This is a genomic window from Streptomyces sp. NPDC058401, from assembly GCF_042722885.1.
In the GTDB taxonomy this organism is placed as follows: domain Bacteria; phylum Actinomycetota; class Actinomycetes; order Streptomycetales; family Streptomycetaceae; genus Streptomyces.
Genome location: NZ_JBHXKA010000017.1, coordinates 38,206 through 61,597 on the forward strand (window position 1 = coordinate 38,206; position 23,392 = coordinate 61,597).

The 23,392-nt window shown below is 70.5% G+C and carries 21 protein-coding genes, 1 pseudogene and 1 riboswitch; of the genes and pseudogenes, 8 read left to right on the top strand and 14 right to left on the bottom strand.

Annotation, left to right across the window (positions count from 1 at the left end):
* Nucleotides 1–118 precede the first annotated feature (118 nt).
* Nucleotides 119–1,327 (top strand): serine hydrolase domain-containing protein, encoded by a 1,209-nt coding sequence (locus tag ACFWNV_RS09105; RefSeq protein WP_383942818.1) that lies wholly within the window; start codon nt 119–121, stop codon nt 1,325–1,327.
* Nucleotides 1,328–1,334: 7 nt separating this feature from the next.
* Here the strand turns inward: ACFWNV_RS09105 and ACFWNV_RS09110 are convergent, their stop codons facing one another.
* From ACFWNV_RS09110 to ACFWNV_RS09120, 3 genes are all read right to left on the bottom strand, one after another.
* On the bottom strand, nt 1,335–1,874 hold the full coding sequence (locus ACFWNV_RS09110) for a hypothetical protein (protein ID WP_383942821.1): 540 nt from the start codon (nt 1,872–1,874) through the stop codon (nt 1,335–1,337).
* A gap of 79 nt (nt 1,875–1,953) precedes the next feature.
* Complete coding sequence (locus ACFWNV_RS09115; RefSeq protein ID WP_383942823.1) at nt 1,954–3,132, bottom strand: spermidine/putrescine ABC transporter substrate-binding protein; 1,179 nt, start codon at nt 3,130–3,132, stop codon at nt 1,954–1,956.
* Between the two features lie 118 nt (nt 3,133–3,250).
* Nucleotides 3,251–4,690, bottom strand: a complete 1,440-nt coding sequence (locus tag ACFWNV_RS09120; protein ID WP_383942826.1) for a gamma-aminobutyraldehyde dehydrogenase — start codon at nt 4,688–4,690, stop codon at nt 3,251–3,253.
* A 171-nt stretch (nt 4,691–4,861) separates the two neighbouring features.
* On the opposite strand from ACFWNV_RS09120, the gene ACFWNV_RS09125 reads away from it, so the two are divergent.
* The 6 genes from ACFWNV_RS09125 to ACFWNV_RS09150 all read left to right on the top strand — a co-directional run bounded on the left by ACFWNV_RS09125 (nt 4,862) and on the right by ACFWNV_RS09150 (nt 10,932).
* Nucleotides 4,862–5,365: an Lrp/AsnC family transcriptional regulator gene (locus ACFWNV_RS09125; RefSeq protein WP_383942829.1), complete on the top strand. Its 504-nt coding sequence runs from the start codon at nt 4,862–4,864 to the stop codon at nt 5,363–5,365.
* Nucleotides 5,350–6,729 (top strand): aspartate aminotransferase family protein, encoded by a 1,380-nt coding sequence (locus tag ACFWNV_RS09130; RefSeq protein ID WP_274549774.1) that lies wholly within the window; start codon nt 5,350–5,352, stop codon nt 6,727–6,729. The genes ACFWNV_RS09125 and ACFWNV_RS09130 overlap by 16 nt, the downstream gene beginning before the upstream one ends.
* A 194-nt stretch (nt 6,730–6,923) precedes the next feature.
* The gene (locus ACFWNV_RS09135; protein ID WP_383942832.1) at nt 6,924–7,733 is read left to right on the top strand and encodes an ABC transporter ATP-binding protein; all 810 of its coding nucleotides are present in this window, start codon (nt 6,924–6,926) and stop codon (nt 7,731–7,733) included.
* A complete protein-coding gene (locus tag ACFWNV_RS09140) occupies nt 7,715–8,788 on the top strand; it encodes a hypothetical protein (protein WP_383942834.1) in 1,074 nt (357 codons plus the stop codon). Before ACFWNV_RS09135 ends, ACFWNV_RS09140 begins: the two co-directional genes overlap by 19 nt.
* A gap of 26 nt (nt 8,789–8,814) precedes the next feature.
* Complete coding sequence (locus ACFWNV_RS09145) at nt 8,815–9,924, top strand: LOG family protein (protein WP_383942837.1); 1,110 nt, start codon at nt 8,815–8,817, stop codon at nt 9,922–9,924.
* A 102-nt stretch (nt 9,925–10,026) separates the two neighbouring features.
* The gene (locus ACFWNV_RS09150; protein ID WP_383942840.1) at nt 10,027–10,932 is read left to right on the top strand and encodes a hypothetical protein; all 906 of its coding nucleotides are present in this window, start codon (nt 10,027–10,029) and stop codon (nt 10,930–10,932) included.
* A gap of 169 nt (nt 10,933–11,101) precedes the next feature.
* Here the strand turns inward: ACFWNV_RS09150 and ACFWNV_RS09155 are convergent, their stop codons facing one another.
* The 9 genes from ACFWNV_RS09155 to rpsB all read right to left on the bottom strand — a co-directional run bounded on the left by ACFWNV_RS09155 (nt 11,102) and on the right by rpsB (nt 20,891).
* A complete protein-coding gene (locus tag ACFWNV_RS09155) occupies nt 11,102–12,124 on the bottom strand; it encodes an ABC transporter ATP-binding protein (protein ID WP_383942843.1) in 1,023 nt (340 codons plus the stop codon).
* Nucleotides 12,124–13,740 carry an ABC transporter permease gene (locus ACFWNV_RS09160; RefSeq protein ID WP_383942950.1) on the bottom strand — a complete coding sequence of 539 codons (1,617 nt, stop codon included), beginning with the start codon at nt 13,738–13,740 and terminating at the stop codon, nt 12,124–12,126. The genes ACFWNV_RS09155 and ACFWNV_RS09160 overlap by 1 nt, the downstream gene beginning before the upstream one ends.
* A 59-nt stretch (nt 13,741–13,799) precedes the next feature.
* Nucleotides 13,800–14,879 (bottom strand): thiamine ABC transporter substrate binding subunit, encoded by a 1,080-nt coding sequence (locus tag ACFWNV_RS09165; protein ID WP_383942846.1) that lies wholly within the window; start codon nt 14,877–14,879, stop codon nt 13,800–13,802.
* Between the two features lie 84 nt (nt 14,880–14,963).
* A riboswitch (TPP riboswitch) is annotated at nt 14,964–15,072 on the bottom strand.
* A 61-nt stretch (nt 15,073–15,133) separates the two neighbouring features.
* Entirely contained in the window at nt 15,134–16,246 is a 1,113-nt protein-coding gene (gene rlmN / locus ACFWNV_RS09170; protein WP_383942849.1) for a 23S rRNA (adenine(2503)-C(2))-methyltransferase RlmN, read from the bottom strand.
* A gap of 93 nt (nt 16,247–16,339) precedes the next feature.
* Complete coding sequence (locus ACFWNV_RS09175) at nt 16,340–17,422, bottom strand: phosphatidate cytidylyltransferase (protein WP_383942852.1); 1,083 nt, start codon at nt 17,420–17,422, stop codon at nt 16,340–16,342.
* Nucleotides 17,422–17,979: a ribosome recycling factor gene (gene frr, locus ACFWNV_RS09180; protein WP_112453867.1), complete on the bottom strand. Its 558-nt coding sequence runs from the start codon at nt 17,977–17,979 to the stop codon at nt 17,422–17,424. The genes ACFWNV_RS09175 and frr overlap by 1 nt, the downstream gene beginning before the upstream one ends.
* A gap of 50 nt (nt 17,980–18,029) precedes the next feature.
* A complete protein-coding gene (gene pyrH / locus ACFWNV_RS09185; RefSeq protein ID WP_383942856.1) occupies nt 18,030–18,809 on the bottom strand; it encodes a UMP kinase in 780 nt (259 codons plus the stop codon).
* A 162-nt stretch (nt 18,810–18,971) separates the two neighbouring features.
* On the bottom strand, nt 18,972–19,808 hold the full coding sequence (gene tsf / locus ACFWNV_RS09190) for a translation elongation factor Ts (protein ID WP_383942859.1): 837 nt from the start codon (nt 19,806–19,808) through the stop codon (nt 18,972–18,974).
* A 135-nt stretch (nt 19,809–19,943) separates the two neighbouring features.
* Nucleotides 19,944–20,891 (bottom strand): 30S ribosomal protein S2, encoded by a 948-nt coding sequence (gene rpsB / locus ACFWNV_RS09195; protein ID WP_383942862.1) that lies wholly within the window; start codon nt 20,889–20,891, stop codon nt 19,944–19,946.
* Nucleotides 20,892–21,142: 251 nt separating this feature from the next.
* On the opposite strand from rpsB, the pseudogene ACFWNV_RS09200 reads away from it, so the two are divergent.
* Nucleotides 21,143–21,562, top strand: a pseudogene (locus tag ACFWNV_RS09200) (peptidoglycan DD-metalloendopeptidase family protein); the annotation flags it as partial.
* A 138-nt stretch (nt 21,563–21,700) separates the two neighbouring features.
* Here the strand turns inward: ACFWNV_RS09200 and ACFWNV_RS09205 are convergent.
* Both ACFWNV_RS09205 and whiG read right to left on the bottom strand, forming a co-directional pair.
* Complete coding sequence (locus ACFWNV_RS09205; RefSeq protein WP_383942954.1) at nt 21,701–22,258, bottom strand: TetR/AcrR family transcriptional regulator; 558 nt, start codon at nt 22,256–22,258, stop codon at nt 21,701–21,703.
* 98 nt (nt 22,259–22,356) lie between these two features.
* Nucleotides 22,357–23,190 carry an RNA polymerase sigma factor WhiG gene (gene whiG, locus ACFWNV_RS09210; protein WP_250743879.1) on the bottom strand — a complete coding sequence of 278 codons (834 nt, stop codon included), beginning with the start codon at nt 23,188–23,190 and terminating at the stop codon, nt 22,357–22,359.
* Nucleotides 23,191–23,392: the final 202 nt, after the last annotated feature.

The following is a 23,392-nucleotide window of genomic DNA, read 5'->3' on the forward strand; positions in this document are numbered from 1 at the left end:
TGAGTTGTCGTACCGGCAAAGACCCCTCTCGATGGTGATCCGCAACTACCCCTGTGACCAGCAGCATTGAGGGCATCGGGGCGGAAGCCGCCCGGAGAGCCGACAGGGGGATCCCACCATGAACGCGATGACCCGCACGCTGATCGCCACCACTCTGGTCCTGGGCGTCGCGGCCGGACCGGCCGTCGCCGCCCAGGCCGTTCCGGCGCAGGCGCCGGTCGCAGCTTCGGCCGCCGGGCAGCGGCCGGCGCCACTGGTCTCGACGCCGCCGAACGCCACGGTGCTGGAGCAGGCGATCGCGGGGCTCGGTGCGGACCACGAGGACGCCACGGCCGCGCTGGTACGGGTGGGCGGCACGAGCGGGAGCTGGCGGGGCGCGTCCGGTGTCGCGGACATCCGCACCGGGCGCGCGGTGATCGAGGAGGGCCGGTTCCGGGCCGGGTCGGTCACCAAGGCCTTCACCGCGGCAGTGGTCCTCCAGCTCGCCGCCGAGGGCAGGCTGGATCTCGACGGGCCGGTCCGCCGGTACCTGCCCGGGACCGTCCCCGAGGCGTACGGCACGGTCACCGTCCGGCAGTTGCTCAACCACACCAGCGGAATACCGGCGGCCGACGGTCCGGGCGACTCCTTCGAGGCGCAGTGGGAGCACCGCTTCGACGTGACCGATCCGCACGACCAGATCGCCAACGCGGTGGCCAAGGGCCGCGAGTTCGCTCCGGGCACGGCGCAGCACTACCTGAACATCAACTACACGGTGCTGGGCGTGCTGATCGAGAAGGTGACGGGCACGACGTACGAGAAGGCGGTCGGGGCTCGGGTGCTGAAGCCGCTGGGGCTGCGGGACACCTCGTTCCCGGGTCGCTTCCAGACCCGCATACCGGGCCGCCACAACCACGGGTACCAGGCGGTGGCACGGGAGGACGGTTCGACGGAGCTGCGGGACGTGACGGAGTGGAACTCCTCGGACCGGTGGGCGGCCGGCGACATCATCTCCACCACGGCCGATCTGGAGCGGTTCACCGTGGCCCTGTTCGGCGGACGGGTCGTACCGGCGGCGCAGTTGGAGGAGATGTTCACGGTCCCCGGGGTGAAGGACTTCGTCACGGGCGAGGCCGCGACGGTGACCGCCGGGCTGTCGCGGATCACGCTGCCCGACGGCACGGTCGCCTGGGGCAAGACGGGCGGCCGGCACGGCTACAACACGGCGATAGGCGGGACCCGCGACCTGTCCCGCACCCTCGTGTACTCGGTCAACTCGACCGACGCCAAGGGTCAGGACATGAACCCGGTGGCCCTCGGCATCGTCATGGCCGCCTTCGCCGAGTAGGGCGGACTCAGCCCCGGGCCGCGGCGAGGTCCGCGGTCGGGGCCGGGGCCGGGGTTGCAGCCGGGGGCAGGGCCTGGCCCGGGTCCGCCGGCATGGCCTCCAGCCGCTTGATCATGCGCCGCAGGATCAGCAGCGGGATCACCCCGAAGACGCCGAAGGACATGTCGATCAGCGACCAGTAGAAGGGGATGCCCCGGATGGGCTCGCAGATCAGGGCCAGCGGGACGATGCCGGCGCAGGCGATCATGCCGGCCTCGATGATCCAGATGTTACGGACCGGGTCGCGGTGGACCCCGTAGAAGAAGACGGCGATCACCAGGTGGGCGAAGGCCAGCCAGTCCGTGCCGTAGAGGAGGAAGGGGTATGCGGAGTCAGCCCGTTCCAGCCCGTCGCCGACGCGGCGCAGCCAGTCGTTGTCCACCAGGGCGTTGGCCCAGTGGAGTTCGCTCACCAGGGGGAAGGCGGTCAGTCCGCTCAGCACGAGGCAGACGAGGAACAGGGCAAGCCAGGCACGGATCCGCCGCTGAAGGGCGCTTCTCTCGCTCATGGAAGGCAGCCTACGCAGATTTCTGAACATGTTCAGCCGTTTTACTGAACATGTTCAGTTCCATCGTGCGGGCTTGTGGTCAGAGACCGACGATGCCGTTCCAGCGCTTGGCGAAGGAGGAGCGCTCTGCGGAGGAGATGTCGCGGGCCACGACGAGCCGCTTGCGCATGTCCTCGTCGGGGAAGATCAGCGGGTTCTCGGCCAGTTCGGCGGTCTCCTGGTCGTCCGAGGCGGCCAGGACCTCGCGGGCGGCCGGGACCGGGCAGACGTAGTTGACGGAGGCGGCGAGCAGCGCGGCCACCTCCGGGTCGTAGTAGAAGTCGATCAGCGCCTCGGCGTTGGCCTTGCGCGGAGCCAGGTTGGGGATGAGCAGGCTCTCCGCCCACAGTTCGCCCCCTTCCTCGGGGACCACGAACTCGATGTCGGGGTTGTCCGCCTGGAGCTGGATCGCGTCCCCGGAGTAGGCCTGGCAGGCCAGCACGTCGCCCTTGCTCAGATCGGAGGTGTAGTCGTTGCCGGTGAAGCGGCGGATGTGCTTCTTCTTCACCATGCTCTCCACCTGGTCGCACATCCGGTGGAAGTCGGTTTCGGTCCAGTTGGTCACGTCGGCCCCGTTGCCCTGCATCAGCAGGGAGAAGGACTCGTCGAGACCGGAGAAGAGCGTGACCTTGCCCGCCAGGTCCGGGTGCCACAGGTCCTTGACGGACTTGATCTCCCGGCCGAGCGCCTTGCGGTTGTAGGCGATGCCGGTGATCCCCGACTGCCAGGGCACGGTGTGCAGGCGGCCCTCGTCGAAGGCGGGCGAGCGCAGCTGCGGGTCCAGGTGCTTCGACACGTTCGCCTGCGCCGAGCGGTCCATCTTCTGGGCCCAGCCCAGGTGGACGAAGCGGGCGGCCATCCAGTCGCTGACCACGACCACGTCGTGGCCGGTCTGCTGGTGGTTCATCAGCGCCGGGCTGATCTTGCCGAAGAACTCGTCGTTGTCGTTGATCTCTTCGGTGTACCGGACCTCGATGCCGGTCTTCTCCGTGAAGGCGTCCAGCGTCGGGCGCCTGCTCTCGTCCTCTTCGTCGGTGTCGATGTAGAGGGGCCAGTTGGAGAAGGAGACGCTCCGGTCCCCGGCGGAGCGGTCCTTGCCCTCCCGCCGGTTCTCAGGGACGTACGCGGCCGGGACACCACAGCCGGTGAGGCCGGCCAGCAGGCCCGCGGCACCGAGGCCGCGCAGCGCCGCGCGGCGGGAAAAGGCGAGTTCAGGCATGGGAGGAGCCTGGTGGAACACCAAAGGGCGGGCAATAGACATGTTGTCTACTACCCGCCCCTTCAAGGCAGTGCCCTGGTCGATGCGGCGGCCGTCGGACCGCCCGCCCGGCCTTCGGTCAGCCGTCGAGCGAGGTCATGACGTGCTTGATGCGCGTGTAGTCCTCGAAGCCGTAGGCGGAGAGGTCCTTGCCGTAGCCGGACTTCTTGTATCCGCCGTGGGGCATCTCGGCGACGAGCGGGATGTGGGTGTTGATCCACACGCAGCCGAAGTCGAGGTTCTTGGACATCCGCATCGCGCGGCCGTGGTCCTTGGTCCACACGGACGAGGCGAGGGCGAACTCGACGTCGTTCGCGTACGCCAGGGCCTGGTCCTCGTCCGTGAAGGACTGGACCGTGATGACGGGGCCGAAGACCTCGTTCTGGATGATCTCGTCGTCCTGCTTGAGGCCGGAGACCACGGTCGGGGCGTAGAAGTAGCCCTTCTCGCCGACCTGGTGGCCGCCCGCCTCGACCTTGGCGTGGGCGGGGAGCCGCTCGATGAAGCCCGCGACCTGCTTCAGCTGGTTCGGGTTGTTCAGCGGGCCGTAGAGCACGTCCTCGTCGTCCGGCAGGCCGGTCTTGGTGTCGGCCGCGTTCTTGGCCAGCGCCGCGACGAACTCGTCGTGGATCGACTCGTGGACCAGTACGCGACAGGCGGCCGTACAGTCCTGGCCGGCGTTGAAGAAGCCCGCGACCGCGATGTCCTCGGCGGCCTTGGCGATGTCGGCGTCCTCGAAGACCACGACGGGAGCCTTGCCGCCGAGCTCCAGGTGGACGCGCTTGACGTCCTTGGAGGCGCTCTCGGCGACCTGCATGCCCGCGCGCACCGAGCCGGTGATGGAGGCCATCGCCGGGGTGCGGTGCTCGACCATGGCCCGGCCGGTGTCGCGGTCGCCGCAGACGACGTTGAAGACGCCCTTGGGCAGGATCGAGCCGATGATCTCCGCCATCAGGATGGTGGAGGCCGGGGTGGTGTCCGAGGGCTTGAGGACCACGGTGTTGCCCGCGGCCAGGGCCGGGGCGAACTTCCAGACGGCCATCATCATCGGGTAGTTCCAGGGCGCGACCTGGGCACAGACGCCGACCGGCTCACGGCGGACGATCGAGGTCATCCCCTCCATGTACTCGCCGGCCGAGCGGCCCTCCAGCAGGCGCGCGGCGCCGGCGAAGAAGCGGATCTGGTCCACCATCGGCGGCAGCTCCTCGCTGGCCGTGAGGCCGAGCGGCTTGCCGGTGTTCTCCGATTCGGTGGCGACCAGCTCGTCCGCGCGGGCCTCGAAGGCGTCGGCGATCTTCAGCAGGGCCTTCTGGCGCGCGGAGGGGGTCGCGTCGCGCCATGCGGGGAAGGCGGCGGCGGCCGCGGCCATGGCGGCGTCGACGTCCGCCTGGCCGGAGAGGGGGGCGGTCGCGTACGCCTCGCCCGTGGCGGGGTTGACCACCTCGGTGGTCCGCCCGTCGGCGGCGTCCTTGAACTCCCCGCCGATGTAGTTGCGCAGACGACGCAGTTCGGTGGTCACTACAGCCACACTCCTGTGATCACATGTCCAATGGTTGAGACAGCTACTCAGCCTAGCCCCTCGGACGCCGTTTTCGACAGGCCCACACGTCACGAACTACGGAATCAGTGAGATCTGACTCCCGAAACAACGAATTACATCGTTCTCGCCTTGCGGAACAGACGACTCCTCGTGCACAGTGAGGTCGTGGTCAGTCGAAGCGCAGATTCCAGGACAAGACAACCGTCCCCTTCGGTCGATGCTGTGTCCCTGGCGATCATCGAGCAACTGCAAGAGGACGGTCGCCGCCCTTACGCGGCGATCGGCAAGGCCGTCGGCCTGTCCGAAGCAGCGGTGCGCCAGCGGGTACAGAAGCTGCTCGACCAGGGCGTCATGCAGATCGTCGCCGTCACCGACCCGCTCACCGTGGGGCTCCGGCGCCAGGCGATGGTCGGCATCAACGTCGAGGGAGACCTCGACCCGGTGGCCGACGCGCTGACCGCGATGGCCGAGTGCGAGTACGTGGTGATGACCGCGGGCTCGTTCGACCTGATGGTGGAGATCGTCTGCGAGGACGACGACCACCTGCTGGAAACGATCAACAAGAAGATCCGCGCGCTCCCCGGCGTGCGATCAACCGAAAGCTTCGTTTACCTGAAGCTGAAGAAGCAGACCTACATGTGGGGAACGCGATAGCCGTGAGCCAGGACCTCTCCAAGACCGCCTACGACCACCTGTGGATGCACTTCACCCGCATGTCGTCGTACGAGAACTCGCCCGTACCCACCATCGTGCGGGGCGAGGGCACCTACATCTTCGACGACAAGGGCAAGCGCTACCTGGACGGCCTCGCCGGCCTGTTCGTGGTCAACGCCGGTCACGGCCGCAAGGAACTGGCCGAGGTCGCCTACAAGCAGGCCCAGGAACTCGCGTTCTTCCCCATCTGGTCGTACGCGCACCCCAAGGCCGTCGAGCTCGCCGAGCGCCTCGCGCACTACGCCCCGGGCGACCTGAACAAGGTCTTCTTCACCACCGGTGGCGGCGAGGCCGTCGAGACCGCCTGGAAGCTTGCCAAGCAGTACTTCAAGCTGCAGGGCAAGCACACCAAGTACAAGGTCATCTCCCGCGCGGTCGCCTATCACGGCACCCCGCAGGGCGCCCTGTCCATCACCGGTCTCCCGGCCCTCAAGGCCCCCTTCGAGCCGCTGGTCCCCGGCGCGCACAAGGTGGTCAACACCAACATCTACCGCGCCCCGATCTACGGCGACGACCCCGAGGCCTACGGCCGCTGGTGCGCCGACCAGATCGAGCAGGAGATCCTGTTCGAGGGTGCCGACACCGTCGCCGCCGTCTTCCTGGAGCCGGTGCAGAACGCCGGCGGCTGCTTCCCGCCGCCGCCCGGGTACTTCCAGCGGGTCCGCGAGATCTGCGACGAGTACGACGTGCTGCTCGTCTCCGACGAGACGATCTGCGCCTTCGGCCGCCTCGGCACGATGTTCGCCTGTGACAAGTTCGACTACATCCCGGACATGATCACCTGCGCGAAGGGCATGACCTCGGGCTACTCCCCGATCGGTGCCTGCATCATCTCGGACCGCCTCGCCGAGCCGTTCTACAAGGGTGACAACACCTTCCTGCACGGCTACACCTTCGGCGGACACCCCGTGTCCTCCGCGGTGGCGCTCGCCAACCTCGACATCTTCGACAAGGAAGGCCTCAACCAGCACGTGCTGGACAACGAGGACGCCTTCCGCTCGACGCTGGAGAAGCTGCACGACCTGCCGATCGTCGGCGACGTCCGCGGCAACGGCTACTTCTACGGCATCGAGCTCGTCAAGGACAAGGTCACCAAGGAGTCCTTCACGGACGAGGAGACCGAGCGCGTGCTCTACGGCTTCCTCTCCAAGGCGCTCTTCGAGAACGGCCTGTACTGCCGCGCCGACGACCGTGGCGACCCGGTCATCCAGCTGGCCCCGCCGCTGATCGCCGACCAGGGCACCTTCGACGAGATCGAGGGCATCCTGCGCCGCGTGCTCACCGAGGCCTGGACCAAGCTCTAACCAGCCCGCGTCCTCCCACCGTCCCGCAGGCGGCAAACTGCCGGACCACACGGCCCGGATCCTCCGTTCGAGTGAGAACGAGGGGGTCCGGGCCGTGTGCTGTCACCATTCAAGACGTTCATCTCTTTACATCTCATTGCGGCGCCAGTGACCAAGCGGGCTCCGCTTCGTTCCCCCGGACGGAGGTGTACGCCATGGTGGCTCCACGGGACAACGCTCCGCCGGACATCGCTCCGCCGGACAAAGCCCTGCCCCAGGACGATCTGCTCTGGGCACGGTCCCTTCACTACTCCCACAGCGGTTCGCCCGGCCTCATCGGGGTCTCGGTCGGCCTGCGCGCCGGAGAGATCCTCGCCGTGACCGGCCCCCGCGGCAGCGGCAAGACCACGCTGCTGCGCTGCCTGTCGGGACAGCTGCGGCCCGAGCAGGGCGAGGTCTGGTTCAACAGCGTCCCCGTGCACACCCTGGGGACACTCGCCCGCGAGCGGCTGCGCCGCGACCGCTTCGGCTGGATCGGCCCCGAGCCGGGGCTGCTGCCCGAGCTGCGGGTCTGGGAGAACGCGGCCCTGCCGCTGCTGATCGCCGGAGTCGGCCACCGCACCGCCAAACGGGCCGCCTGCGAATGGCTGGACCGCCTCGACATCGGTGCCTTCGCCCGCAAGCACCCCGGCTCCCTCAACCGGGCCGAGTCCCAGCGCGTCGCCCTCGCCCGCGCCCTCGCGCACCTGCCCGCCGTGGTCTTCGCCGACGAGCCCACCGCCCCGCTGCACCGCGCCGAGCGCGCCCTGCTGCTGCGCACGCTCACCACGGCCGCCCGCTCCCACGGCATCACGGTGGTGCTCGCTACCCACGACGAGGAGACCGCGGCCGTCGCCGACCGGCGGTTCGCCCTGCTCGACGGCCGCATGGCCGCCGCGGCAGCCGCGGCAGCCGCGGCCGGACTCTCCCCGACCTCCATCCCCCAGCCCCCGGAGGACCAGGCCGCGTGCTCGCTCTCCGCCTAGCCCGCGGCTCCCGGCCGCTGGTACAGCTGCGCCGGCTGCTCGTCGCCGCCGCCTCGGCCGGCAGCGGCTTCCTGCTGCTGTACGTGCTCGCGCAGGCCACGGCCCGGCCCGCCGGATCGTTCCCTCAGCTGCTGTGGGCCCTGGTCCCCCTCGCCGTCACCGTCCAGTTCGCCGTCGCCGTGGCCCGTACCGACCCCGCGACCCGGCCCCTCGAAGGGCTGGACGCCGCCGGGCTGGGCCCCGTACGGCTCACCCTGATCGCGACCATCTCCACCGCCGTGGCCTGCACCCTCGGCAGCGCCGTGGCCCTGGCCGTCTTCCTCCACCTGCGCGGGGAGGTGACCGGACTGCCCTTCGACGGCGCCGGGGCCCTGCTGCTCCACGCCGACGACCCCCTGCCCGTGGCGGCCGCCCTCACCCTGCTGGCCCTGCTCCCGCTGGCCGCCTCGATCGCCACCGCCCTCGCCCTGCGCCCGCACCCCCGGCCCGCTCCGCAGACCGCCCTGCCCTGGGGCATCGCCCTCACCGCCTGCGGACTCGCCGCCCTGGCCTACGCCCGCCCCGGCGGAGCCGGCATGCCCGCGGGCTGGGCACTGACCGCCCTCGGACTCGCCCTCGCCGGTCCGGGCCTGGCCTACGCCTGCGGGACGCTGGTCCAGTCCGTCCGCCCGGGCGCGCTCAGGCTGCTCGCCGGGCGGGCCCTCCAGGAGGAGGCCCCCCGGCTGGGCGCACCCCTCGGTGTCCTGTGCGCCGTCGGGGCGGGCGCCCTCAGCGCCGTGGCCCTGCGCGACCACGGCGGGCTCCAGGTCCCGCTCGGCCCGCTGACCGTGCCCGCCGCCGCCCTGGTGGCCCTGTGCGCGGCGGCCACCCTGCTCGTCTCCGCGGCCGAGGTCCACCAGGCCCGGGCCGCCACCCGCGAGACCCTGACCGGGCTCGGCGCCCCGGGCAAGGTCCTCCGTACGGCCGCGACCGTACGGGCAACCGCGCTGGTGGCGGTGTGCCTGCCGCTCAGCTGGGGTGTGTCACAGCTGACGTCGCTGGCATTGACCCGCTGAGGCGGGCAGCCCTTAGGGTGGGCCGAATGGTCAACCCACACATCGAGACCGATACCGAGATCGAGACGCTCGCGGAGTTCGACCGGGTCGTGGCCCGCGGTTCGCTCAGCGGGTACCGGATCCAGTCGGTCAACCTGCTGGAGCGGACCTTCGCGCTGCTGTCCGCCGACACCTCCTCCGCCGTGTTCCTCGGCTGCGCGATGGAACCGGACGCCTCGGTCAAGGTGCGCGCGGACGGCGCCCTGGTCTTCCCGCCCGTCCCCGACCTGCCGTTCAACCCGTACCGGGGCCTGCTCTACACGCCCGAGGAGCTCTTCACCGGGCTCTCCGCCGGCTACGAGTCCACCCCGGACGCCGAGGCGTACGCCTGGTTCCAGGAGACCAAGGCGGACGGCGACATCTACTCCTCGATGCTGCGCTCCATCCACGACGACGCCATCTCCGACGCCCTCGACGAGCACCTCGCCGGTGCCCGGGTCGTCGGTGTGATGGGCGGCCACGCCATGGCCCGCGGCGGCGACGCCTACCGGGGCGCGGCCGAACTCGGCCGGACGCTGACCCGCTCCGGGCTGACCGTGGCCACCGGCGGCGGCCCGGGCGCCATGGAGGCGGCCAACCTCGGCGCGTACCTCGCCCCTTCCCCCGACGAGGCCCTGCCCGAGGCCCTGCGGATGCTGGCCAAGGCCCCCTCCTTCGTCCCGTCGGTCTCCGACTGGGCGCGCGCGGCCTTCGCCGTACGGGAACGCTGGCCGGCCGTCACGGGCGGCGACTCGGTGGGCATCCCGACCTGGTTCTACGGACACGAGCCGCCGAACCCCTTCGCCGGGCACATCGCGAAGTACTTCGCGAACGCCACCCGCGAGGACGGGCTGCTCGCCCGCTCCAACGCGGGCGTGGTCTTCCTTCCCGGCGCCGCGGGCACGGTCCAGGAGATATTCGACAACGCGACGCCCAACCACTACGAGTCCCGGGGCGAGCCGACCCCGATGATCCTCGTCGACCGCGCCCACTGGACCGAACGGCTGCCGGCCTGGCCGCTGCTCCAGGCGCTGGCCCGCGGCCGGGCGATGGAGTCCCGGATCGCCCTGGTCGACTCGGTGTCCGAGGTCCCGGCGGCCCTCGCCGCGATGGGCTGACCCGAAACGGCCTGCCCCGGGCAGGCAACTTCCCCCGCCTTTTCCACGTCTGGAAGAGGTACGCACTACGTAAAACCTGCCAGACGTGAACGGAGCCCCCGGGTGCTCATAGGACTGCTCACCGCCATCGCGGCGTCCATCTGCTACGGCACGGGATCCGTCCTGCAAGCCGTGGGCTCACGGCGGGCGGCCCGGATGTCACCGGCCGCCGCGGGGGTCACCCAGCACGGCGGCCCGAACCTCAGCTCCACGGCGAAGGCCGCGATGACCTGGGAGTTCATCGTCGGCACCATCCTGGACTTCGTGGGCTTCGGCCTGGGCGCCCTGGCCGCCCGCCTCCTGCCGCTCTTCCTGTCCCAGACGGTCATCAGCGCCAACCTGGTGATCACCGCCGTGCTCAGCGTGAAGATGCTCGGCATCCGGCTGACCCGCAAGGAGTGGACCTCCATCGGGGTCGTCTGCGCGGCCCTGGTCCTGCTGGCGACGGCGGCGGGCCACGAGGGCGGCCACTACGCGCCGGCCGCCACGCACTGGTGGCTCCTGGCGGTGACCGTGCTGATCATCGCGGGCGGCACCGTGGCCGTACGTTTCCTCGGCGCCCGGGCCGCGATCCTGGCCGGCCTGCTGTCGGGGCTGGCATTCGGCGCGCTGGGCGTCGGGGTCCGCATCCTCAACGGCATCGAGCCGTTCTCGTTCCCCTCCCTCCTCTCCGACCCGGCCCTGTACGCCATCGTCCTGGCGGGGGTCGGCGGCATGTACCTGCACACCGTGGCGCTCCAGATCGGCTCGGTGAACGGCGCCACCGCCGCCCTGGTCGTCGGCGAAACCGTGCTCCCCGGAGCCATCGGCGTGCTCTGGCTCGGCGACGCCTCCCGGCCCGGCATGGCCTGGCTGGCCGTCCTCGGCTTCGCCCTGGCGGTAACCGGCGCGGTGGCGGTCGCCTGGTACGGCAACCACGAGGGCGCGGACGAGGATGTCCCCTTGCCGCAACCGGCTCCGATCGGCTGACGACAGCCCAGCCGTCCGGCGTTTGAGGACCGGGGTCTGGGGCGGAGCCCCAGGACGGGTCCGGGCAGCGCCCGGGGAACGGTGGAAGGGCGGGTAGGGGACCTCGCCCCGCAGGGCCGACCCAGCCGCACCCGCCCACCGGGCCCACCGGGCCCCACACAGCGGCGGCCTACTCCCCCGGCAGCACGACCACCTCGCCCGGGGCGAAGGTCACCGCGACCCGGTCCCCGACCGCCGGCGCCCCGGCCAGCTCACACTCCGCCTCCAGCCCCGGCCCCACCTCGGGCCGCAGCAGCAGCGCGACATGCGTCCCCCGGAAGGTCCGCGACACCACCTCGCACCCCAGCCCCCCGGGCGAAAGCACCACCCCGGCCGGCCGGATCAGCACCCGGCGATCCCCCTCCGCGGCCCCCGCCGGAACGGCGACCTTCCCCCACGGAGTGGCGGCGACACCCCCCGACACCACCGCCGGCACCACGTTCTCGAAGCCCAGGAACCGCGCCACGAACTCCGACGCCGGCCGTTCCCACACCTCCAGCGGGGTCCCCGCCTGCGCGATCCGCCCGTCCCGCATGACAACCACCCGGTCGGCCAGCGCGAACGCCTCGCCCTGGTCGTGCGTGACGGCCAGCACGGTCGTGCCCAGCCGCGAGAACAGCCCCTGCAACTCGACCACGAGCCGCTCCCGCAGCCCGCGGTCCAGCTGCCCGAGCGGCTCGTCCAGCATCAGCAGCCGCGGCGACGGCGCCAGCGCCCGCGCCAGCGCGACCCGCTGCTGCTCACCCCCGGACAGCGAGGCCACAGCCCGGCCCTGCGCCCCGGGCAGCCCGACGAGCTCCAGCAGCTCGGTGACCCGGGCCTCGGAGGACTCCTTCGAAGCACCCCGCATCCGCAGCCCGAAGGCGACGTTCCCGCCCACGTCCCGGTGCGGGAACAGCTGGTGGTCCTGGAACATCAGGCCCACCCCCCGCCGGTGTACGGGCACTGCGGCCTGGTCGGCGCCGCCCAGCAGCACCCGCCCGGCGGCGACGGGCTGGAGCCCGGCCACCACCCGGAGCAGGGTGGACTTGCCACTGCCGCTGGGCCCGAGCACGCACACGATCTCGTGCTCGGCGACCGCCAGGTCCACGGAGTCCACGACCGCGCGCTCACCGAAGCGGACCGACACCCCTTCCAGCTGAAGCAGGGTCATCAGAACTCTCCGGAGGTCTTGTCGGGTCGCAGCCGCTCCAGCAGGAGCAGGGACACCGCGCACGTCAGCATGAGGATCGTGCTCAGGGCCATCGCCTGGCCGTAGTTCATCTCCCCGGCCCGCCCCAGCAGCCGCGCCACGGCGACGGGCAGCGTCGGATGGTCGGGCCGCGCGATGAAGACGGTCGCCCCGAACTCCCCGAGGGACACGGCGAAGGCGAAGCCCGCCGCGATCAGCAGGGCCCGCCGCACCATCGGCAGGTCCACCTCCCGCCAGGCCCGCAGCGGTGAGGCGCCGAGCACGGCGGCGGCCTCGCGGAGCCGTCCGTCCACCGCGCGCAGGACCGGCAGCATGGTCCGTACGACGAAGGGAACGCCCACCAGCGCCTGCGCCAGCGGCACCAGGATCCACGAGGTCCGCAGGTCCAGCGGCGGCTTGTCCAGGGTGATGAGGAAGCCGAAGCCGACGGTCACGGCCGACACCCCCAGCGGGAGCATCAGCAGCGCGTCGAAGCCCCGGACGAAGCGGCCGGCGCGCCGGGTCAGGGCGGCCGCCGCGAGCCCGCCGACGACCAGCGCGATGGCGGTGGCGGCGAGCGCGTACTGCAGGGAGTTCCAGATCGCCTCCAGCGGCGGCACGAGGAAGGTTCCGCCGCCCGCACCCACCTCCTGGAGCGCCCGGTAGAAGCCGAAGCCGTACCCGCCGGGGGCGTCGAGCGAGCGCTCGACCAGCACCGCGAGCGGCGCCACGATCAGCAGCGCCACCGTCAGCAGCACCCCGCCGAGCAGGGTGCGCTGCGCCCAGCCGCGCGGCCGGTGCGTGGTCCGCCCCGGGTCCACGAGCCGCAGCGCGGTCTCCCGTTTGCGCACGGTCCAGGCGTGCACGCCGAGGATCCCGCCGATGGCCGCGAACTGCACCATCGTCAGCACGGCGGCCGTCGGCAGGTCCAGGAGCTGCGCGGTCTGCCGGTAGACCTCCACCTCCAGGGTGGAGTACGCGGGCCCGCCCAGGATCTGCACGACGCCGAAGGAGGAGAACGTGAACAGGAACACCATGAGCGAGGCGGCCGCGACGGCCGGGACCAGCGCGGGCAGCGTCACCCGGCGCCAGGCGGCGAACCGCCCGGCGCCGAGCACCCGGGCGGCCTCCTCCTGGCGCGGGTCCAGCTGCGCCCACAGCCCGCCGACCGTGCGGATGACCACGGCGTAGTTGAAGAAGACGTGCGCGAGCAGGATCGCCCAGACGGTCGTGTCGAGGCGGATCCCCCACACCTCGTCCAGCAGACCGTTCCGCCCCACGAGCGCCAGGAACGCGGTGCCGACCACGACGGTCGGCAGCACGAACGGCACCGTGACGAGCGCCCGCAGCAGCTGTTTGCCGGGGAACTCGAAGCGCGCGAAGACGTACGCGCCGGGGAGTGCGATCAGGAGCGTGAGCGCCGTGGACGCGAGCGCCTGCCAGGTGGTGAACCAGAGCACGTCGCCGATGTCGGGCCGGGCCAGCACCTCGCCGATCCGGCCGAACTGCCAGCCGGCGTCCGTCTTGAGCCCGCGCCCGACGATCGCGGCGACGGGGTACGCGAAGAACAGCCCGAAGAAGACGAGCGGCACGGCCATCAGACCGAGCCTGACGGCCGTGGCCCGCCCGCTCTCCTTCGGAACGCCGCTCACTCGTCCTACTTCACGACGAGGGCGGACCAGGCCTTGACCCACTGGTCACGGTTCTTGGCGATGGCCTCCGGGGCGACCGTCTCGGGCTTCTCGATGACCACGCCGTGCTTGGTGAACAGCTCGGGCAGGACCGCGTCCTTGGTCACCGGGTTCACGAACATCTGGAGCGGCATGTCCTCCTGGAACTTCTTGGAGATCAGGAAGTCCAGGAGCGCCTTGCCGCCCTTCTCGTTCTTCGCGCCCTTGAGCAGACCGGCGAACTCGGTCTGCCGGAAGCAGGTGCCCGTCGCGACGCCCGTGGGGGCCTCGGCCGGCTGCGGCTCGCCGTACAGGACCTCGACCGGCGGGCTGGAGGCGTAGGAGACGACCAGCGGGCGGTCGCCCTTGGCCTTCTTGCCGCCGGCCGAGCCGGAGAACCGCTCGTTGTAGGCCTGCTCCCAGCCGTCGACCACCTCGACGCCGTTGGCCTTGAGCTTGCTCCAGTAGCCCTCCCAGCCCGCGTCCCCGTACTTGCCGACGGAGGCGAGGAGGAAGCCGAGGCCGGGCGAGGAGGTCGCGGCGTTCTCGGTGACCAGGAGGTTCTTGTACTCCGGCTTGATCAGGTCGTCCAGCGTCTGCGGCGGGGCGAGCTTCTTGTCGGCGAAGTAGGCCTTGTCGTAGTTGACGCAGATGTCTCCGGAGTCGACCGGGGTGACCCGGTGCTCCTTGTCGAGCACGAACTCGGGCTTCACGTCGGCCAGCCCCTTGGCCTCGTACGGCGTGAAGATGCCGTTGTCGAGGGCGCGGGAGAGGAGGGTGTTGTCGACGCCGAAGAACACGTCGCCGCGCGGGGAGCCCTTGGTGAGGATCTCCTGGTTCAGGGCCGCGCCGGCGTCGCCCGACTTCAGGACCTTGACGGTGTAGCCGCTCTGCTGCTCGAACTCCTTGAGGACCGTGTCGGTCACGTTGAAGGAGTCGTGCGAGACGAGGGTGATCGTCTTGTCGTCCGCGGCCTTGTCCTTGGCGTCGCCGCCGCAGGCGCTGAGCGTGGTGACGCCGAGCGCGGCCGCGAGCGCGACGCCCGCCAGCTTCTTGGTGGTGCTCATTGGTGCATTCCTCCTGGGATGTCCAGGAGAAGACGCGGCCCTGCCCGGCGCTCTGTGGAGCGGACGCCGGGCAGGGCGCAACAGCTTGAGTGGTGACCGAACTTCCTACCCCGAATGACCGGGGCGAGGTTCAGAGGGTCTGCGGTGACGGATACCGCACTCTCAGCGCTGTGGCGCTCCCCTGTCGGAATATGAAATTGGTTGTTCGGCCACAGGGTACCCCGTGGCCGAAAGCAAACCTCAACTGGCGAAAATCAGCGCTCCGAGGCGGCGAGCTGGCCGCACGCCCCGTCGATCTCCTGCCCGCGGGTGTCGCGGACGGTCACGGGCACGCCGTGGCGGGCGATGGCGTCCACGAACGCCTTCTCGTCCTCGGGCCGCGAGGCGGTCCACTTCGAGCCGGGCGTCGGGTTCAGCGGGATCAGGTTGACGTGCACGCGCTTGCCCTTGAGCAGCTTGCCGAGCAGGTCACCGCGCCAGGCCTGGTCGTTGATGTCGCGGATCAGGGCGTACTCGATGGAGATCCGGCGGCCGGACTTCTCCGCGTACTCCCATGCCGCACCGAGCACCTCGCGGACGTTCCAGCGGGTGTTCACCGGGACCAGGGTGTCGCGCAGCTCGTCGTCCGGGGCGTGCAGGGAGACGGCGAGGCGGCACTTGAAGCCCTCGTCGGCGAAGCGGTGCATCGCCGGGACCAGGCCCACGGTGGAGACGGTGATCCCGCGCTGGGACAGGCCCAGGCCGTCGGGCTCCGGGTCGGTGAGGCGGCGGATGGCGCCGACGACACGGTTGTAGTTGGCGAGCGGCTCGCCCATGCCCATGAAGACGATGTTCGACAGCCGGGCGGGCCCGCCGGGGACCTCGCCGTCGCGCAGGGCGCGCATGCCGTCGACGATCTGGTGGACGATCTCGGCGGTCGACAGGTTGCGGTCGAGGCCGGCCTGGCCGGTGGCGCAGAACGGGCAGTTCATGCCGCAGCCGGCCTGCGAGGAGATGCACATGGTGACCCGGTCCGGGTAGCGCATCAGCACGGACTCGACGAGCGTGCCGTCGTGCAGCTTCCACAGGGTCTTGCGGGTGGTGTCGTCATCGCAGGAGATGTGGCGCAGGACGTTCATCAGGTCCGGCAGCAGCTCCTGCTGGAGCTTCTCGCGCGAGGCGGCGGGGATGTCGGTCCACTCGGCCGGGTCGTGCGTGTACCGGGCGAAGTAGTGCTGGGAGAGCTGCTTGGCCCGGAAGGGCTTCTCACCGATCGCGGCGACCGCCTCCCGGCGCTCCTCGGGGGTGAGGTCGGCGAGGTGCCGGGGCGGCTTCTTCGCTCCACGAGGGGCGACGAAAGTGAGCTCTCCCGGTACAGGGCGGGCCATGGCAGGTACTCCTTGTAAGACGAAAGGCGCGCCGCAGAAGCAGCGCGCCCTCCAAGAGTAACCGCCCCGCCTGCACGGGCGCCTTTTCGCAGGTCAGCCGGTGCCGACGAACAGGGCCAGCAGCAGCCACACCACGGGGGCCGTCGGAAGCAGGGAGTCCAGCCGGTCCATGATCCCGCCGTGGCCCGGCAGCAGGGTGCCCATGTCCTTGATCCCGAGATCCCGCTTGATCATGGATTCCCCGAGGTCGCCCAGTGTGGCGCTGACGGCGACGGCGAGGCCGAGCACCAGGCCCTGCCACCAGACGCCCCCGTCGATCAGGAACTCCATGCACAGGGCGCCGGCCCCCATCGCGAAGGCCACCGCTCCGAAGAGCCCCTCGCGGGTCTTTCCGGGGCTGATGCGCGGCGCGAGCTTGGTCTTGCCGAAGCGCCAGCCCACCGCGTAGGCCCCGGTGTCGCTGACCACGGTCAGGACCAGGAAGGTGACGACCCGCTGCGGCCCGTCGTCGGCGGTGAGCAGCATCGCGACGAACGTGGCCAGGAAGGGCACGTAGAACGCCGCGAAGACACCGGCGGTGACGTCCTTGAGGTAGTCCTCGGGCGGCTCGGTCATCCGCCAGACCAGGACCGCGAGGGCGGTGAGCGCCATCGCCACCCAGGCGCCCTCGGCCCCGCGGACGTACCCGGCGATGACCATCGCCGCACCGCCGATCGCGAGCGGGACCAGCGGGGCCTTGATGCCCTTCTTCTCCTGGAGCCGGGAGGTGAGCTCCCACAGGCCGACGACGACCGCCACGACGACGACGCCGACGAAGACCGCCTTGACGATGAACAGCGAGGCGAAGATCACCGCGCCGAGGCCCACTCCGACCCCTATGGCGGCACGCAGGTCCCGCCCGGCCCGCTTCTTCTGAGGCGGTGGGGAGGCGTCCTGCGGTGCCGGCGAAGGCGGGGTCGGCGGCGGGGGGCTGGGCATGGGCTCCTGCGGCGGCGTATCGGCGCGGAAGAGGGGGCCGCCGTCAGCGGCGGCCCCCCGATCGCGTGCTTCCCGGTCGTCGAAGTCACGGCCGGCGGCATCGGGCACGATGGGCATGGGCCGAGTGTGCGGGCCCACCAGCGCATCGTAGGCGGGACCCGCCGGAACCGGCTCCGGCTGCCAGGAAGTGTCGTTCATCAGACTTCGAGGAGCTCGGCTTCCTTGTGCTTCAGCAGCTCGTCCACCTGCGCGACGTACTTCGCGGTGGTGTCGTCGAGCTCCTTCTCGGCGCGGCGCACCTCGTCCTCGCCGGCTTCCTTGTCCTTGACGAGCTTGTCGAGGGCGTCCTTCGCCTTGCGGCGGATGGCACGGATCGAGACCTTGGAGTCCTCGGCCTTGGTGCGCGCGACCTTGATGTACTCCTTGCGGCGGTCCTGCGTCAGCTCGGGGAAGGTCACCCGGATGATGCTGCCGTCGTTGCTGGGGTTGACGCCCAGGTCGGAGTCGCGGATGGCCGTCTCGATGTTGCGCAGGGCGCTCTTGTCGAACGGGGTCACGATCGCCATGCGCGGCTCGGGGACCGAGAAGGAGGCGAGCTGGTTGATGGGCGTGATGGCGCCGTAGTACTCCGCCACGATCTTGTTGAACATCGCCGGGTGCGCACGACCGGTGCGAATCGCGGCGAAGTCTTCCTTGGCGACGACGACGGCCTTTTCCATCTTCTCCTCGGCCTCGAGGAGGATCTCTTCGGTCACCACGTGCTCCTGCATGTCAGAAATGGATGGTTCAGGCGGACGGGGCCTGCTCAGGCCCGGGTGCCCTGGTCGCTCACGAGCGTGCCGATCTTCTCACCCTTGACGGCTCGCGCGATATTGCCCTCGGCGAGCAGCTCGAAGACCAGGATCGGCAGCTTGTTGTCGCGGCACAGCGTGATGGCGGTGGCATCGGCGACCTTGAGGTCGCGCGACAGCACCTCGCTGTACTCCAGCGCGTCGAACTTCACCGCGTCCGGGTTCTTCTTCGGGTCGGAGTCGTAGACCCCGTCGACGCCGTTCTTGCCCATGAGGAGGGCTTCCGCGTCGATTTCCAGGGCGCGCTGGGCGGCCGTGGTGTCGGTGGAGAAGTAGGGCATGCCCATGCCGGCGCCGAAGATGACGACGCGGCCCTTCTCCAGGTGTCGCACGGCGCGCAGCGGGATGTACGGCTCGGCGACCTGGCCCATGGTGATGGCGGTCTGGACGCGGGAGTCGATGCCTTCCTTCTCCAGGAAGTCCTGGAGGGCAAGGCAGTTCATGACCGTGCCGAGCATGCCCATGTAGTCGGACCGGGCCCGGTCCATGCCGCGCTGCTGCAGTTCGGCGCCGCGGAAGAAGTTGCCACCGCCGATCACGATCGCGATCTCCGCGCCGCCGCGAACCACCGCGGCGACCTCGCGGGCGATGGCGTGGACCACGTCGGGGTCGACGCCGAGTCCTCCGCCACCGGAGAAGGCCTCGCCCGACAGCTTCAGCATGAAGCGGCGGCCCTTCTTGTCCTGGTCGCTCTTGTCGTCGGAAGCGGTGTGGGTGTCCACGCCCTGATTCATGGAGATCTCCTCGTGCACATACGAAGAAGGCCATTGCCGGTGGGTCCTCGCGGTTCCCTCTACGGCAATGGCCTCCTCGTCAGATCTGCGGTCGCCCTGCGCGAACGCGGGCGACTGCTTCAGACCCTACCGGGGTCCGGTGTCCGTCGCGTACGGACGGACTCAGATGCCGACCTTGATGCGCGAGAAGCGCACCAGGGTGACACCGGCCTCGTCCAGAACCTTCTGGACGGACTTCTTGCTGTCCAGGGCGTAGTCCTGGCCGAGCAGCGTGTTGTCGCGGAAGAAGCCGTTGACACGACCCTCGACGATCTTCGGCAGCGCGGCTTCGGGCTTGCCCTCGGCGCGGGTGACCTCTTCGGCCACACGACGCTCGGACTCGACCACGTCGGCCGGCACGTCGTCCTTGGAGAGCCACTTCGGCGCGAACGCGGCGATGTGCTGCGCGACGCCGCGGGCGACGTCGGCGTTCTCCTTGTCCAGCTCGACGAGGACGCCGATCTGGAACGGCAGGTCGGGCATGGTGCGGTGCATGTACGCCGAGACGTAGCCGCCGGTGAACTGCGCGAAGCGGTCCAGGACGATCTTCTCGCCGAGGTTGGCGTTGGCCTCGTCCACGAACGCCTGCACGGTCTTGCCGGGCTCGATCTCGGACGCCAGCAGCGCCTCGACGTCGGCCGGGGACGTGGCGGCGATGTGCTTGGCCAGCTGCTCGGTGACGGCCTGGAACTTCTCGCCCTTGGCGACGAAGTCCGTCTCGCACTTCAGCTCGACGATGACACCGGAGGTGTTGTCGTCGGCGATGATCGAGGCGACGGCACCGTTCTCGGCAGAACGGCCTTCGCGCTTGGCGACGCCCTTCTGACCCTTGATGCGGAGGGCCTCGATGGCCTTGTCGACGTCACCGTCGGACTCGACCAGCGCGTTCTTGCAGTCCATCATGCCGACGCCGGTGAGCTCGCGGAGCTTCTTGACGTCAGCGGCGGTGTAGTTCGCCATGAGTCTGGGATTCTCTCTCGAAGTCGTAGATCTACGGGTGAACGGCGGAGGAGACGCGCTCGTGGCGCGGCTCCCCCGCCGTCATCGTCCGTGCTGTGAGTGCCCGGCGCATGAACGCCGGGCGCTCTCAGTGGGTCAGGCCTGCTCGGCGTCGGCGGCCGGAGCCTCGACGACGGGCTCGGCGACGACCTCGGCCTCGGCGTCGGCGGCCGGAGCAGCCTCAGCCTCGACGGCGGGGGCGTCGACAACGGCCTCGGCGGCCGGAGCGTCCGCAGCCTCTACCGACTCGTCGGAGTCGGCCTTCTTGTCACCCTCGAGCAGGTCGCGCTCCCACTCGGCGAGCGGCTCGGCGGCGGCCTTCTCGCCCGGCTTCGAGTCGCCAGTGGCGGCACCGGAACGGGCGATGAGGCCCTCGGCGACGGCGTCGGCGATCACGCGGGTGAGCAGGGTGACGGAGCGGATCGCGTCGTCGTTGCCCGGGATCTTGTAGTCGACCTCGTCGGGGTCGCAGTTGGTGTCGAGGATCGCGACGACCGGGATGTGGAGCTTGCGCGCCTCACCGACGGCGATGTGCTCCTTCTTGGTGTCGACGATCCAGACGGCGCTGGGGACCTTCGACATCTCGCGGATACCACCGAGGGTCTTCTCCAGCTTGATCTTCTCGCGAGAGAGGACCAGGAGCTCCTTCTTGGTGAGACCCGAGGCGGCGACGTCCTCGAAGTCGATCGCCTCAAGCTCCTTCAGACGCTGAAGGCGCTTGTAGACGGTGGAGAAGTTGGTGAGCATGCCACCCAGCCACCGCTGGTTGACGTAGGGCATACCAACGCGCGTCGCCTGCTCGGCGATGGCCTCCTGGGCCTGCTTCTTGGTACCGACGAACATGATGGAACCGCCGTGGGCGACGGTCTCCTTCACGAACTCGTAGGCGCGGTCGATGTACGACAGCGACTGCAGCAGGTCGATGATGTAGATGCCGTTGCGCTCCGTGAAGATGAAGCGCTTCATCTTCGGGTTCCAACGGCGGGTCTGGTGACCGAAGTGGACGCCGCTTTCCAGCAGCTCCCGCATCGTTACGACGGCCATGGCCATCTCCTTGTTTTCTCGGTTTGGTTCCTGACGCCCCTGTCGCGCCCTGCCCCCGTAAAGGGGACCGAGAGACGCTGTCACCTGGCCCTGAGGGGCCGGTGCTGGGGCGTGCGAAGTCGACCCGGTGACCCGGATCGCCACAAGAAGTGTACGGGACCCGGTGGTATGCCGGATGACGCGGTTGTCCACAGCGCCCCGCCCGTCCACAGGCCCGGGCGGGACCGGCCCCGGAGCGGAACCCTCACCCCATGGCGAAACTACCGAAACTACCGAAGCCGACGAAGCTGCTGCTCACCCTGCTCCTGGCCCTGGCCCTGGGCCTCACCCTGGGCCCCGCCCGGGCCACGCCGGGGCCGCCGCACGTTCCGGGGGCCACGGGCGGCCGCCCGCTGCCGTCCCCGCTGACGGTGGTCCGCTGGTGGGACCCGCCCCCGACCCCGTACGCGGCGGGGCACCGCGGGGTGGACCTGGCGGCCCCGGTGGGCGCGGAGGTCCGCGCGGTCGGTCCGGGCCGCGTCCACTTCGCCGGCCCGGTCGCCGGCCGCGGGGTCCTCTCGCTGACCCTGCCGAACGGCCTGCGCACGACCTACGAACCGGTCCGCCCGCTGGTGGCGGAGGGAGCGGAGGTCACGACGGGGCAGGTGGTGGCCCTCCTCACGGACGGCACGCACTGCACCCGCCCCTGCCTCCACTGGGGCCTCCTCCACGGGGAGGCCTACCTCAATCCCCTGACCCTGCTCCCCCGCCCGACCCCGCGCCTGCTGCCTTCCGGCAGTCCGGCGCCCGAGTCCCGGGGCCCGGCCGGGTCAGCCCCCGACGCCGCGCAGGGCCATGGCCACCGCCGCGTCCGTGACCACGACGGGGTCCTCGCCCGTGCCGGCCTCGATCCGCCGGACGGCGGCGTCCACCACGCCCTGGAGCAGCATCGCGGAGAGCCTCGGCTCCGCCTGCCCCAGCGCGGCCAGCGCCTCCACGATCATCGCGATCAGGCTCCCGTGCGCCGCGCGGATCTTCTCCCGCGCCCCGGCGTCCAGCTCGCTCGCCGAGATCGCCACGACCGCCCGGTGCCTCTTGTCCCCCACCAGCCCCAGCTGGCTGCGCACGTACGCCTCGATCTTCGCCTCCGGCGCCTCCGCCTCGGACATCGCCGCCTCGATCTCGGCGGCCCACACGGGGAAGTCCACCGCGCACAGCTCTTCGACGACGGCCGCGCGGGACCGGAAGTACTCGTACACGGAGGACCGGGCGAGGCCGGTCCTCTCGGCGAGGGCGGGGAAGGTCAGCGCTTCCGTCCCCCCTTCGGACAGCAGGGAACGCGCGGCGTCCAACAGGGCGCCGCGCTGCATCGACCGGTGCTCGGCCACGGAGGCCGCTCGAATCCTGGGCACGCGTCCACTCTACGGACGTCCCGCAAGGCCGTCGCACGCTCTCGGCCCCCGCCCCCGCGCCCCGGCACCCCGCTTCAGCGCCCGACGTCCGCCAGTTTCGCCCGGAGCTGCAGGACCGACTTGGTGTGGATCTGGCTGACGCGACTCTCGGTGACCCCGAGGACATTGCCGATCTCGGCGAGCGTGAGGCCCTCGTAGTAGTAGAGCGTCACCACCGTCTTCTCCCGTTCGGGCAGCGTGTTGATGGCCCGCGCCAGCAGCCGGCGCAACTCCCGGTCCTCCGCGACCTCCACCGGGTTGTCCGCGGCGGTGTCCTCCAGGGTGTCCATCAGGGAGAGCCGGTCACCCTCGCCGCCCACGTGCAGCAGCTCTTCCAGGGCGACCACGTTGGCCAGCGACAACTGGCTGAAAACGGCGTGGAGATCCTCGACGCCGATGCCCATCTCCCCGGCGACCTCGTGTTCGGTCGGGGTGCGCCGCAGCTGGGCCTCCAGCGTGGCGTAGGCCCGCTCAACGGCGCGCGCCTTCTGCCGCACTGAGCGGGGGATCCAGTCCAGCGCCCGCAGCTCGTCGATCATCGCGCCGCGGATGCGGGTGATCGCGTACGTCTCGAACTTGATGGACCGTTCGATGTCGAACTTCTCGATGGCGTCGATCAGTCCGAAGACTCCGGAGGAGACGAAATCGGCCTGTTCCACATTGGGCGGCAGGCCGACGCTGACCCGGCCCGCCACGTACTTCACGAGGGGCGAGTAGTGCAGGATCAGCTGCTCCCGCAGCCGCTCGTCACCCGAGTCCTTGTACGAGCGCCACAGCACCTCCAGGGACGAGGGCGCGGTGGACCGCTCGCTGCCGCGCGCAGCGGGGGGCACCGCAGCGCGGTCGGACCCTGAGGTGTGCTGGGGCATGCTTCGCCTTTGCCGGAGCCGGATTCCTTGGGAGCGTAGCGTGACGGAAGTGTCGCGGTGCGCGAAGAGTACGGGATCGCGGAGGCCTGCACGGGCGCCCCGACTCGCGCGGGCGACCCGGGACCGGCGCCTGGCGCACGGTCCCGGCGGGTGCCACCGGGAAGACCGCGTCTCTCATCGGCTTCACTCTTTCACCGGAACG

What these genes read in the sequence shown, in the direction of transcription:
- ACFWNV_RS09160 (WP_383942950.1), bottom strand. Translation starts at nt 13,740, where the DNA reads ATGGCCGTGCCGCTCGTCTTCTTCGGGCTGTTCTTCGCGTACCCCGTC.
- rlmN (WP_383942849.1), bottom strand. Translation starts at nt 16,246, where the DNA reads ATGGCCCGCCCTGTACCGGGAGAGCTCACTTTCGTCGCCCCTCGTGGA.
- ACFWNV_RS09115 (WP_383942823.1), bottom strand. Translation starts at nt 3,132, where the DNA reads ATGCCTGAACTCGCCTTTTCCCGCCGCGCGGCGCTGCGCGGCCTCGGT.
- ACFWNV_RS09110 (WP_383942821.1), bottom strand. Translation starts at nt 1,874, where the DNA reads ATGAGCGAGAGAAGCGCCCTTCAGCGGCGGATCCGTGCCTGGCTTGCC.
- ACFWNV_RS09175 (WP_383942852.1), bottom strand. Translation starts at nt 17,422, where the DNA reads ATGAACGACACTTCCTGGCAGCCGGAGCCGGTTCCGGCGGGTCCCGCC.
- ACFWNV_RS09165 (WP_383942846.1), bottom strand. Translation starts at nt 14,879, where the DNA reads ATGAGCACCACCAAGAAGCTGGCGGGCGTCGCGCTCGCGGCCGCGCTC.
- ACFWNV_RS09135 (WP_383942832.1), top strand. Translation starts at nt 6,924, where the DNA reads ATGGTGGCTCCACGGGACAACGCTCCGCCGGACATCGCTCCGCCGGAC.
- rpsB (WP_383942862.1), bottom strand. Translation starts at nt 20,891, where the DNA reads ATGGCCGTCGTAACGATGCGGGAGCTGCTGGAAAGCGGCGTCCACTTC.
- ACFWNV_RS09155 (WP_383942843.1), bottom strand. Translation starts at nt 12,124, where the DNA reads ATGACCCTGCTTCAGCTGGAAGGGGTGTCGGTCCGCTTCGGTGAGCGC.
- whiG (WP_250743879.1), bottom strand. Translation starts at nt 23,190, where the DNA reads ATGCCCCAGCACACCTCAGGGTCCGACCGCGCTGCGGTGCCCCCCGCT.
- ACFWNV_RS09145 (WP_383942837.1), top strand. Translation starts at nt 8,815, where the DNA reads ATGGTCAACCCACACATCGAGACCGATACCGAGATCGAGACGCTCGCG.
- pyrH (WP_383942856.1), bottom strand. Translation starts at nt 18,809, where the DNA reads ATGAATCAGGGCGTGGACACCCACACCGCTTCCGACGACAAGAGCGAC.
- tsf (WP_383942859.1), bottom strand. Translation starts at nt 19,808, where the DNA reads ATGGCGAACTACACCGCCGCTGACGTCAAGAAGCTCCGCGAGCTCACC.
- ACFWNV_RS09105 (WP_383942818.1), top strand. Translation starts at nt 119, where the DNA reads ATGAACGCGATGACCCGCACGCTGATCGCCACCACTCTGGTCCTGGGC.